At 63.1% G+C, this 11,213-nt stretch carries 8 protein-coding genes, 1 pseudogene and 1 riboswitch; of the genes and pseudogenes, 6 read left to right on the plus strand and 3 right to left on the minus strand.

From position 1 onward, the window contains the following. Positions 1 to 51 precede the first annotated feature (51 nt). A riboswitch (S-adenosyl-L-homocysteine riboswitch) is annotated at positions 52 to 155 on the plus strand. Between the two features lie 21 nt (positions 156 to 176). The 4 genes from ahcY to rhlE2 all read left to right on the plus strand — a co-directional run bounded on the left by ahcY (position 177) and on the right by rhlE2 (position 5,476). After that, entirely contained in the window at positions 177 to 1,586 is a 1,410-nt protein-coding gene (ahcY, locus tag CSV86_RS23455; RefSeq protein ID WP_009399309.1) for an adenosylhomocysteinase, read from the plus strand. A 108-nt stretch (positions 1,587 to 1,694) separates the two neighbouring features. Next, positions 1,695 to 2,540 (plus strand): methylenetetrahydrofolate reductase [NAD(P)H], encoded by an 846-nt coding sequence (metF, locus tag CSV86_RS23460; RefSeq protein WP_009399307.1) that lies wholly within the window; start codon positions 1,695 to 1,697, stop codon positions 2,538 to 2,540. 70 nt (positions 2,541 to 2,610) lie between these two features. Continuing rightward, complete coding sequence (locus CSV86_RS23465) at positions 2,611 to 3,396, plus strand: substrate-binding periplasmic protein (protein WP_009399305.1); 786 nt, start codon at positions 2,611 to 2,613, stop codon at positions 3,394 to 3,396. A 187-nt stretch (positions 3,397 to 3,583) separates the two neighbouring features. Then, complete coding sequence (gene rhlE2, locus CSV86_RS23470) at positions 3,584 to 5,476, plus strand: RNA helicase RhlE2 (protein ID WP_037060209.1); 1,893 nt, start codon at positions 3,584 to 3,586, stop codon at positions 5,474 to 5,476. Between the two features lie 169 nt (positions 5,477 to 5,645). Here rhlE2 and CSV86_RS23475 read toward each other — a convergent pair whose 3' ends face one another. From CSV86_RS23475 to CSV86_RS23485, 3 genes are all read right to left on the minus strand, one after another. Then, a complete protein-coding gene (locus CSV86_RS23475; protein ID WP_170395011.1) occupies positions 5,646 to 6,224 on the minus strand; it encodes a YceI family protein in 579 nt (192 codons plus the stop codon). Positions 6,225 to 6,255: 31 nt separating this feature from the next. Continuing rightward, positions 6,256 to 6,807 carry a cytochrome b gene (locus tag CSV86_RS23480; protein WP_037059831.1) on the minus strand — a complete coding sequence of 184 codons (552 nt, stop codon included), beginning with the start codon at positions 6,805 to 6,807 and terminating at the stop codon, positions 6,256 to 6,258. 285 nt (positions 6,808 to 7,092) lie between these two features. Continuing rightward, the gene (locus tag CSV86_RS23485; RefSeq protein ID WP_009397814.1) at positions 7,093 to 8,886 is read right to left on the minus strand and encodes a flavin monoamine oxidase family protein; all 1,794 of its coding nucleotides are present in this window, start codon (positions 8,884 to 8,886) and stop codon (positions 7,093 to 7,095) included. 225 nt (positions 8,887 to 9,111) lie between these two features. On the opposite strand from CSV86_RS23485, the gene CSV86_RS23490 reads away from it, so the two are divergent. Together CSV86_RS23490 and CSV86_RS23495 are read left to right on the plus strand one after the other, a co-directional pair. Further along, positions 9,112 to 9,648 carry a hypothetical protein gene (locus CSV86_RS23490; protein ID WP_009397813.1) on the plus strand — a complete coding sequence of 179 codons (537 nt, stop codon included), beginning with the start codon at positions 9,112 to 9,114 and terminating at the stop codon, positions 9,646 to 9,648. Positions 9,649 to 9,807: 159 nt separating this feature from the next. Continuing rightward, positions 9,808 to 11,213, plus strand: a pseudogene (locus tag CSV86_RS23495) (adenosylmethionine--8-amino-7-oxononanoate transaminase).

Consider the following 11,213-nt stretch of genomic DNA (forward strand, 5'->3'; position numbering starts at 1 on the left):
ATCCCCGCGTTTTATCCGGTGGCGATCCTCTGCGGTCGTCGCTCCCGCCACCCGACCGAGGGGCGCTGCAGCAGGTTCGCTCCTGTCAGGCTCGGTCGGGGCGTTGTCCGCAGGCAGCCTTGCGGACTCTCAACGCACAACGGCGCCCATTCGCACACTACGAATGGAGGCTCTCGATGAGCGCTGTAAACACGCCTGCAGGTTTTAACGATTACAAGGTCGCCGACATTTCCCTGGCGGCCTGGGGCCGTCGCGAAGTCATCATCGCCGAATCGGAAATGCCCGCGCTGATGGGCCTGCGCCGCAAGTACCAGGAAGAGCAACCGCTCAAGGGCGCGAAAATCCTCGGCTGCATCCACATGACCATCCAGACCGCCGTGCTGATCGAAACCCTGGTTGCCCTGGGTGCCGAAGTGCGCTGGTCGTCCTGCAACATCTTCTCCACCCAGGACCAGGCCGCTGCCGCCATTGCCGCCGCCGGTATCCCGGTATTCGCCTGGAAAGGTGAAACCGAGCAGGAGTACGAGTGGTGCATCGAGCAGACCATCCTCAAGGACGGTCAGCCATGGGACGCCAACATGATCCTCGACGACGGCGGCGACCTGACCGAGATCCTGCACAAGAAATACCCGGCGATGCTGGACCGGATCCACGGCATCACCGAAGAGACCACCACCGGCGTGCACCGCCTGCTGGACATGCTGGCCAAGGGCGAGCTGAAGGTCCCGGCGATCAACGTCAACGACTCGGTCACCAAGAGCAAGAACGACAACAAGTACGGCTGCCGTCATAGCCTGAACGATGCCATCAAGCGCGGCACCGACCACTTGCTGTCCGGCAAGCAGGCCCTGGTGATCGGCTACGGCGACGTGGGCAAGGGCTCGGCCCAGTCGCTGCGCCAGGAAGGCATGATCGTCAAGGTCACCGAAGTCGACCCGATCTGCGCCATGCAGGCCTGCATGGACGGTTTCGAAGTGGTCTCGCCGTTCAAGAACGGTATCAACGACGGCACCGAAGCCAGCATCGACGCCGCCCTGCTGGGCAAGATCGACCTGATCGTGACCACCACCGGCAACGTCAACGTCTGCGATGCCAACATGCTCAAAGCGCTGAAGAAACGCGCCGTGGTCTGCAACATCGGTCACTTCGACAACGAGATCGACACTGCCTTCATGCGCAAGAACTGGGCATGGGAAGAGGTCAAGCCGCAGGTCCACAAGATCCACCGTACCGGTCACGGTGACTTCGATCCGCAGAACGATGACTACCTGATCCTGCTGGCTGAAGGCCGCCTGGTGAACCTGGGCAACGCCACCGGTCACCCTAGCCGGATCATGGACGGTTCCTTCGCCAACCAGGTGCTGGCACAGATCTTCCTGTTCGCGCAGAAGTTCGCCGACCTGAGCGCCGAGAAGAAGGCCGAGCGCCTGACCGTCGAAGTACTGCCGAAGAAACTCGACGAAGAAGTGGCCCTGGAAATGGTGCGCGGCTTCGGCGGCGTGATCACCCAGCTGACCCCGAAACAGGCCGAGTACATCGGCGTGGCCGTCGAAGGTCCGTTCAAGCCTCACGCCTACCGCTACTAACAGCAGCTGCAAGCGGCGGGCAGCAAGGTCAGGCAGAAGCGGTTCGCGCCGCTCCTGCCTTGTTCTTGCCGCCTGCCGCTTGAGGCTTGCGGCTGAAAGGAACGTCAAATGACTCAGGAACGCCGTTACAGCTTCGAGTTCTTCCCGACCAAGACCGACGCTGGACATGAAAAACTGCTCGCCACCGCTCGTACGCTGGCCAGCTACAACCCGGACTTCTTCTCCTGCACCTACGGGGCCGGCGGTTCGACACGCGACCGCACCCTGAACACCGTGCTGCAACTGGAAAGCGAAGTGAAGGTCCCTGCCGCACCGCACCTGTCCTGTGTCGGCGACAGCAAGGCAGAACTGCGCGCCCTGCTGGCGCAGTACAAGGCAGCCGGGATCAAGCGCATCGTCGCCCTGCGTGGCGACCTGCCGTCCGGCATGGGCATGGCCAGCGGTGAGTTGCGCTACGCCAACGAGCTGGTGGAGTTCATCCGCGAAGAAACCGCCGACCAGTTCCATATCGAAATTGCCGCCTATCCGGAGATGCACCCGCAGGCCCGCAACTTCGAGGACGATCTGGCGAACTTCGTGCGCAAGGCCAAGGCCGGTGCCGACAGCGCCATCACCCAGTACTTCTTCAACGCCGAGAGCTACTTCTACTTCGTCGAGCGCGTGCAGAAGCTGGGAGTGAACATTCCCGTAGTACCGGGCATCATGCCGATCACCAACTACAGCAAGCTGGCGCGCTTCTCCGACGCCTGCGGCGCCGAGATCCCGCGCTGGATCCGCAAGCAACTGGAAGCCTACGGCGACGACGTCAAGAGCATCCAGGCCTTCGGCGAAGAGGTCATCACCCAGATGTGCGAGCAACTGCTGCAAGGCGGCGCACCGGGCCTGCACTTCTACACCCTTAACCAGGCCGAACCGAGCCTGGCGATCTGGAACAACCTCAAGCTGCCGCGTTGATCCAGATGGCGATGGTGCCCCTGCGTTGTGGCACCATCGCCTTCTTTTCGCCCCACCGATCCGCCCGCCTATGCCCAGATTCGTCCGCCTGCTGACCGCCCTGCTGCTGAGCTGCATGAGCCTGCTGGCTCGTGCCGAACAGTTGCGCATCGTCACCGACCCCTGGGCGCCCTACGTCTACGAGGAAAACGGCGAGACCAAGGGCATCGACTACGAAGTTACCGCCGAGGTATTCCGGCGCCTGGGAGTGGATGTGCGCTGGGAGTTCATGCCATGGAAGCGCTGCATGCTGATGGTCGACCAGGGCCTGGCCGACGGCGTGATCGACATTTTCCAGAATGAACTGCGCCGCAGCCAGTTGTACTACCCCAGCGAGCCGCTGTCGGTCGTCGAGTTCGTGCTGTTCCAGGCCAATGACCGGCCACACGCCGTCACCTCGCTGGAAGATCTTCAGGACCTGACCGTCGGCACCTCCGCTGGCTACGACTATGGCGCCGAATTCCTGCAGTCGCCGCTGTTTCGGCGCGAAGCGGCACCGACCCAGGAAGCCAACTTCGGCAAGCTGCTGCGCGGCCGCATCGACCTGCTGATCACCGACCGCCGCGTCGGTCGCTACATGCTCGCGCAATTGGGCCTGCAGGACCGGATCAGCGAGCTGCCGCTGGTCGTCAGCCGGCAGAAACAGTACCTGGCGGTGCGTCGCAACGCCGGCATGGACCTGCTGACCCAGCGCTTCGCCGCCGAGTTGAGGCGTTTCAAGCAAGAACCGGCCTATGCCGAACTGCAGGCGCGCTATGGTCATGTAATAACGGCAAATACAGAAACCGTTGAGCAGCAGGAACGCAGCACTCCCTGATTGCTCTGTTATACTCGGGCCTTTCCGCCAGGCTTACGCCCGGACGCCGGCCCTGTAGAACGCATCCCGACCCCCGGATGCACAGGCAGACCAGCAGGACCGGACGCGACAGCATCGCCCTCGATGCCCTTCGCGCCAGGCAAGATTTCTCCATCAGGGCACAGCCCCCACTAGAACAGGATTTCTCATGTCCTTTGCATCCCTCGGTCTCTCCGAGGCTCTAGTCCGCGCTATCGAGGCGGCGGGCTACACCCAGCCTACTCCGGTGCAACAGCGGGCCATTCCCGCCGTGTTGCAAGGTCGCGACCTGATGGTCGCGGCACAGACAGGTACTGGTAAAACCGGCGGCTTCGCCCTGCCGATCCTGGAACGCCTGTTCCCCGGTGGTCATCCGGACAAGTCCCAGCGCCATGGCCCGCGCCAGCCACGGGTACTGGTCCTGACGCCAACCCGCGAACTGGCCGCCCAGGTCCACGACAGCTTCAAGATCTACGCCCGCGACCTGAAATTCGTCAGCGCCTGCATCTTCGGTGGCGTCGGCATGAATCCGCAGGTGCAGGCCATGGCCCGTGGCGTCGATGTCCTCGTCGCCTGCCCGGGTCGCCTGCTCGACCTGGCCGGCCAGGGCAGTGTCGATCTCAGCCATGTCGAGATCCTGGTCCTGGACGAAGCCGACCGCATGCTCGATATGGGCTTCATCCACGATGTGAAGAAGGTCCTCGCCCGCCTCCCGGCCAAGCGCCAGAACCTGCTGTTCTCGGCGACCTTCTCCAAGGACATCACCGATCTTGCCGACAAGCTGCTGCATAACCCGGAACGCATCGAAGTCACGCCGCCGAACACCACGGTCGAGCGTATCGAACAGCGCGTGTTCCGCCTGCCGGCCAGCCACAAGCGCGCCCTGCTGGCGCACCTGATCACCGCCGGCGCGTGGGAACAGGTGCTGGTCTTCACCCGCACCAAGCACGGCGCCAACCGCCTGGCCGAATACCTGGAAAAGCACGGCCTGACCGCTGCCGCGATCCACGGCAACAAGAGCCAGAACGCTCGCACCAAGGCCCTGGCCGACTTCAAGTCGGGCGCCGTGCGGATCATGGTCGCCACCGATATCGCCGCCCGCGGCCTGGATATCGACCAGTTGCCTCACGTGGTCAACTTCGAACTGCCCAACGTCGAGGAAGACTACGTCCACCGTATCGGCCGTACCGGTCGTGCGGGCCGCTCCGGCGAGGCCATCTCGCTGGTTGCGCCGGATGAGGAGAAACTGCTCAAGAGCATTGAGCGCGTCACTCGCCAGAAGATCCCGGATGGCGACCTGATGGGCTTCGACTTCGCCGCGGTCGAGGCCGAGAAGCCGGAAGTGCGCGAACCGCGTCCGCAGAACAACCCGCGCCGTGGCCAGCGTGCCGACGGCAGCAATGCCGGTGGCCGCAAGGACAAGGGCAAGGACAAGGGCAAAGAGAAAGACAGCAACAAGGACGCCCGGCAGTCCGCTGACAAACCTGCGGAGAAGGCTGCCGGTGGCCGCCAGGAACCGCGCAAGCAACGGGACCGCAAGCCGCGCCAGCAGCAGAACGCCGCGCAAGGCGCGCCGGTCGTTCCAGCCGATCGTGATCCGGAAGAGTTCCTGGACGACGACGTGGACAACTTCGGCAACCGCGCCGACTACGTCAGCCCGTACCAGAACAAGGGCGGCCAGGGCCGCAATCGTCGTCCGGGTGGTCAGGGCGGTGCCGGCAACGGTGGCGGCCAGGCTCGTGGTGGTCAGCCGCGCAGCAATGGCGGTGGCGGTGCCAATGGCGAGAAGCGTGGTGGTTCGCGCAATGGTGGCGGTGCCGGCGGTCGTGATGGCCGGGCGCGTCGCGATGGCGGCAGCAACAACCGCAACCGCCGCCCGGCCCGCGACGACCGGCAGGAGCCGGCAGTGCGCAGCCCGCGTGAAGGCCAGCCGCAGCAGAACCAGCCGAAGATCATGCACAAGGAATCGAAGATCGATCGTTTCCCGTCCATGGAACAGCTGGAGCAACTGCCAAGCCGTCCTCGGGGTGAAAAACCGGCGCTGCTGACCCGCAATCGCTGAGTTTTTTATTGCCTGTCCTGGCCTCATCGCTGGCAAGCTCCCACAGGTTCAGCGGTGCACGCGATCCTTGTGGGAGCTGGCTTGCCAGCGATGAGGCCCTCAGGAACACAGCAAAACCCCAAACAAAAACGCCGCCCCTGAGGGCGGCGTTTTTGTTTGGGGGCAGAAATTACTTCTGTTTGACGCCTTCCAGCGAGATATCCAGGTCCAGGGTCTGGGAAGACGGGCCTGGGCCCTTGATGCCGAAATCGTTCAGGTTCAGCGTGGTGGTGGCATTGAAGCCGGCACGCTCGCCGCCCCATGGATCCTTGCCTTCACCGTTGAAGGTGGCCTTGAAGGTGACCGGCTTGGTCACGCCGTGCAGGGTCAGGTCGCCGGTGACGTCAGCGGTTTTCTCGCCGGTGGATTTCACTGCGGTGGAAACGAACTTGGCGTCCGGGTATTTCTTCACGTCCAGGAAGTCGGCACTGGCGATGTGCTTGTCACGCTCGGCGTGGTTGGACCAGACGCTGGCGGTCTTCAGGTCGACGCTGATCTTGCTCGCTTCAGGCTTGGCGGCATCCCAGGAGAAGGAGCCGTCGAAGTCCTTGAAGGTACCGTGGATGAAGCTGTAGCCCAGGTGGCTGATCTTCCAGTCGACGAAAGCGTGCTGGCCTTCCTTGTCGATCTTGTAGTCGGCGGCCATGGCCTGACCAGCCGAGAGCAGAGCGGTACCCAGTGCCAGAGCGGCAAAAGTCTTTTTCAACATACTTTCGATTCCTTTGAGTTGAGGTTGAACATCAAGCCTTGCGGCCCAGCATGCGCGTCAGGGTCGCATCACGGTCGATAACATGGTGTTTGACAGCGGCCAGCCCGTGCAGGACGGCGAATACCACCAGTCCCCAGGCCAGATAGAGGTGAACCACGCCAGCGATATCGGCCTGATCGGGCAGGCCGGAAACCAGTGCTGGCACCTCGAACAGGCCGAATACCGGAATCCCCGCGCCATCGGCGGTGGAGATCAGGTAACCGGCGATCAAGACAGCGAACAGCCCGACATACAGCAGCAGATGTCCGGCCTTGGCGGCGACGCGGGTCAGCGCGCCGTGGCTGGCCGGAGCCGGTGGCGGCGGGCTGACGAAGCGCCAAACCACGCGCAGCAGCATCAGCGCCAGCACGGTCAGGCCAATACCCTTGTGCAACTCCGGCGCGGTGTGGCGCCAGCTGCTGTAGTAATCCAGGCCGACCATCCAGAGCCCCAGGCCGAACAGCCCGAACACCGCCAGCGCAATGCCCCAATGCAGGAACATGCTGACCAGACCATAGCGAGAAGATGAATTGCGAAGCTGCATTTGCCGGGATCCCCGTAAGAATTGCTGCCAAGACTAACCGGTTATTTATCGATATGAAGCGGAAAATTTCGCTGTCAACTATCGGAAAAATAGATGCTTAGTCTGGGCAAAGGGCGTTAAGGAAACATTAAGGCCGGGGGGAAGACTGTAGACGGGGTTTGGGGGAATGCGAAGGGCTTGGGAAATGAGGCGTTGTTGAGGGCCTCATCGCTGGCAAGCCAGCTCCCACAGGGTCCGAGTCGCTGAAGAACCCTGTGGGAGCTGGCTTGCCAGCGATAGCAGACTTCAGCCCGCCTTGGCCTGACTGTCAGCCGCCGGTTTCTTGGCCGGCGCTGCTTTCGCTTCAGTCTTTTTGGCCGGCGCATGAGTGGCAGCGGGCTTCTTCGCCGGAGCCGGCTTGCTCTCGGCCTTCTTCACCGGAGCAGCCTTGGCCGGTGCCGGTTTGGCAGCCGGAGCGACCTTGGCCGGTTCTTCCTTCACCACCGGAGCCGGAGCGACTGGAGCAGCCGGGGCAGGTGCTGCCGGAGCCGGAGCCGGAGCTACGGCAGTCTCGGCGGCCTTGGCCGTTTCAGCCGCTGGCTTCTCGTCCCCGCCACCAAACAGCCGCGAGAAGAAACCGCCCTTCTCTTCCTTGCCCTTGCCCACCGCCGCAACCGCAGCGCCCGCCGCAGCGGCAGCTGCTACCGGCTTGGCATCGAACGACTTGCCTGCCGCCAGGTCCTGCACCTGGCCCGCCGCGCGCTGGCCGCTGCGCAGCGCGCCTTCCAGGGTGCCCGGGTACAGGGCGTCGGTGTGCTCGCCGGCAAAGGCGATGCGCTGCACCGGTTTCTCCCACAGGCGCCAGTATTTGCTGATCTGCCCTGGCCCGAAGGCGAGGTAGGAGCCACCCGTCCCGGCATCGGTGCTGTAGCGACGGATCTCATAGCCGCTGAACGCCCCGCGCGCCTGTGGATAGAAGGCGTGCAGGCGGATCAGCACCTGGTCGACCATCTGCTTGTCACCAAACGCCTGCATCACCCGGGCGTTATCCCCGGACAGGTTGACCACCACGTTGGCCCCGCCTTTCAGCGCCGGTTCGATCCACAGCATGCCAAGGCCGGCGTTGCTGTAGATCTCGCCGGACATGCGCGCGCGGCTTTCCCAGACCGGCGTCTTGAACTTCAGCATCAACTGGTCGCGCCAGCCGTAGTTGGTGCCCTTGAGCGCCGCCAGGTGCTGGTTGTCCAGGCCCGGGGTAAGCTGGATCTTGGCCAGCGCGCGCAGCGGCACCGCCAGCACGAGATAGTCGGCCTGATAACCGACGGCGCCGACCTTGACCGTAACGCCGTCCTTGTCCTGGCTGATCGCGGTGACCGGCGAACTGGTCTTGATGGTCTTCAGTTGCTTGACGAACGCCTGGGCCAGGACCGGGCTGCCGCCTGGCAGACGGGCGGCACGCAGGTCGCGGTCGTTGACGCCGCGGTAGACGCGGCTCTGCTGGGCGAAATACAGCAGCGACAGCCGCGAAGGCTCGTCGTAGCGGGTACGGATCTGCTGGTTGACCAGTTGTCGCGCGGTCGCGGGCAGTTGCAGCTTGTCCAGCCAGGCGGAGACGTTCATCTGGTCGAGGGCGAACAGGGTGCTGTTGGCCGCCGGGTTTTCCGGATCGCTGATGGATGCCGCCAGGTCGTCGAGGGTCTTCTCGTAGCGTTTCAGCGCCTCGGCGGTGGCCGGCTGCTTGGTCGCCAGGTCGGCGGCGCTGAAGTACTCGCCGTCGATCAGGTAGCTCGGGGTCCGCACGAATTCCGGCGCCGGCAGGGTGGTGAGCTTGAAGCTGTCCAGATAGTGGTTGAGCACCGGCTGGGCCTTGGTATTGCCGATCCACTCGCTGGTCGCCAGGCCCGAGCGCCCGCCGATGCCCGGCTTGGCTTCCAGCAAGGTCACCTGCCAGCCCTTGTTCTGCAGCTCATAGGCCGCAGTAAGCCCCGCCAGTCCACCGCCGACCACGATGGCCGTCGGGGCCTTGGCCGCCGCCATCGCCCCCGCGCTGAACAACCCGATAAACACCAGCGCGCAGCCGCGCAGCCAACCAGCAGACATTCGTCGAACTCCGGATCAAAGGCAGGATCGGGGAAATTATCCCCGGAAAAGAGTGGCTCGAAGGATACGTCAGGCCCAGCGGAGCCGCCAGCGGGGGCGGATGAAACAGCGGGAGTACCTGATATTTTTGTCAGTAGACGAGTGCCGGCAGCAGCGTGAGGATATTCACGAACAGCGGATGTAGTTATCGAGTGCAGTTACCAGTGATTTTTCAGGAGATGAATCATGTATCTGATCGGCAACGTTCATATTGAAACCTTCGACCGTGTAGAGGCCCAGAGCTTCAACTTCGGTGAAAAATATGATGTGTTCGAGTGCGGAGTGGTTGTCACAATGATCGAGCGCCCGAACAGGGCCGGTTTCACACCGAGCGGAATATACAGCGGTTATGTCGGCAAAGACGGCAATGCGCTGTGCCTGGGTGATTATTCCGAAATGAAAATTCACTTCAAGAATGAGAAGAACAAGCCCGTATTGATCGAGAATCTGAAATTCCAGTGGGTTGCATATGAAGACTTTACCGATGCGGATAAGGCCCTCAATACCTCGGACAAAGCCGCAAATCTGGTCACCTTCGAAGAGCCGATCCGCATGGAGATTCGTCGGGAAGGCAAAGCCTTTGCCTGGAACCAGTTCGTTCCCCCTTCAACCGAGCTGACCACCGTCGATCTGAAGAATGTCATCCTGGATGAGCTGCTCTTCACCACATCCAGAAAAGGCAGGGTGTACTTCGATAATTTCAACTGGACGATTGTCCCCTGATCGTTCCGCTTCGGTTCGGAAGCCTGTTACCTGAGCGCCCCACGTGCCGCCCAGTTGCGTCCAGGTGCAGGCAACCGACACGCCAACATTGTCCTCCCCCCATCCTTTGCTTAGGCTTGTCCGGGTTTCCCCACCCCGCAACGCCAGGAGTACAAGCCGATGGGCCTCAATCAACAGTGGATGGACCGCGACCTCAAGGTCCTGTGGCATCCCTGCACCCAGATGAAAGACCACGAGCAGTTGCCGCTGATCCCGATCAAGCGCGGCGAGGGCGTGTGGCTGGAGGACTTCGAGGGCAAGCGCTACCTGGACGCGGTGAGCTCCTGGTGGGTAAATGTGTTCGGCCACGCCAATCCGCGCATCAACCAGCGCATCAAGGACCAGGTAGACCAGCTGGAGCACGTGATTCTCGCCGGTTTCAGCCACCAGCCGGTGATCGAGCTGTCCGAGCGCCTGGTGAAGATCACCCCGGACGGCCTGAACCGGGTGTTCTACGCCGATAACGGCTCGTCCTGCATCGAAGTGGCGCTGAAGATGAGCTTCCACTACTGGCTGAACAAGGGCCGGCCGGAGAAGAAGCGCTTCGTCACCCTGAGCAACAGTTACCATGGCGAGACCATCGCGGCGATGTCGGTGGGCGATGTGCCGCTGTTCACCGAAACCTACAAGGCCCTGCTGCTGGACACCTTCAAGGTGCCGAGCCCGGACTGCTACCTGCGCCCCGAAGGCGTGAGCTGGGAAGAGCACTCGCGGACGATGTTCGCGGCCATGGAACAGACCCTGGCCGAACACCACGACAGCATCGCCGCCGTCATTGTCGAGCCGCTGATCCAGGGCGCCGGCGGCATGCGCATGTACCACCCGGTGTACCTCAAGCTGCTGCGCGAGGCCTGCGACCGCTACGAGGTGCACCTGATCCACGACGAGATCGCCGTGGGCTTCGGCCGCACCGGGACGATGTTCGCCTGCGAGCAGGCGGGGATCCGGCCGGACTTCCTGTGCCTGTCCAAGGCCCTCACCGGTGGCTACCTGCCGCTGGCCGCCTGCCTGACCACCGACGAGGTGTATGGCGCTTTCTACGATGACTACCCGACCCTGCGCGCCTTCCTGCATTCCCACAGCTACACCGGCAACCCGCTGGCCTGTGCCGCGGCGCTGGCGACCCTGGATATCTTCGAGCAGGACAAGGTGATCGAGGCCAACAAGGCCCTGAGCCAGCGCATGGCGACGGCGACGGCCCATCTGGTGGACCATCCGCACGTCGCCGAGGTGCGCCAGACCGGCATGGCCCTGGCCATCGAGATGGTCCAGGACAAGGCGAGCAAGACCGCTTACCCATGGCAGGAGCGTCGCGGCCTGAAGGTCTTCGAGCATGCCCTGACCCGCGGCGCGCTGTTGCGTCCGCTGGGCAGCGTGGTGTATTTCCTGCCGCCTTATGTGATTACCCCGAGCAGGTCGACTTCCTCGCGCAAGTGGCCAGCGAAGGGATCGATATCGCGACCCGGGACAAGGTCAGTGTGGCGGTACCGGCGGATTTCCATCCGGGTTTCCGGGATCCTGGCTGA

Source organism: Pseudomonas bharatica CSV86, from assembly GCF_000319305.2.
Lineage (GTDB): Bacteria > Pseudomonadota > Gammaproteobacteria > Pseudomonadales > Pseudomonadaceae > Aquipseudomonas > Aquipseudomonas bharatica.